At 70.8% G+C, this 397-nt stretch carries 1 protein-coding gene; it reads left to right on the forward strand.

What is annotated here, in order from left to right:
• Positions 1-36: 36 nt before the first annotated feature.
• A partial coding sequence (locus ADK55_RS20740) for an aldo/keto reductase (RefSeq protein ID WP_234350170.1) occupies positions 37-397 on the forward strand: 361 nt, incomplete at its 3' end.

Raw genomic sequence — 397 nt, forward strand, 5'->3', positions numbered from 1 at the left:
GGTGGGAGGCCTGCGGGGGATGTGCGAGAGTGCCGCATGACCTCTGAAACGATCAACGCCGCCGCGGCCGGAACCTGGCGGCTGGGCGATCTGACCGTCAACCGGATCGGCTTCGGCGCGATGCGCCTCACCCACCTCGCCGACGGTTCCCCGAGCGAGCGCGACCGGGTCACGGGGGTGCTCCGCAAGGCCGTGGAGCTCGGGGTGAACCACATCGACACGGCGGCCTTCTACTTCTCCCCGCTGCGTTCCGCGAACGAGCTCATCAACCGGGCACTCGCCCCGTACGGCGACGAACTCGTCATCACCACCAAGGTGGGCCCCGGCCGCGACGCCGCCGCCACCCCGCGCGAACTCAACCACCGCATGGTCGACGCCACGGTCGGCTGCGGCGACA

Origin of the sequence: Streptomyces sp. WM4235, from assembly GCF_001279725.1 — a bacterium.
Classification (GTDB): Bacteria; Actinomycetota; Actinomycetes; order Streptomycetales; family Streptomycetaceae; genus Streptomyces.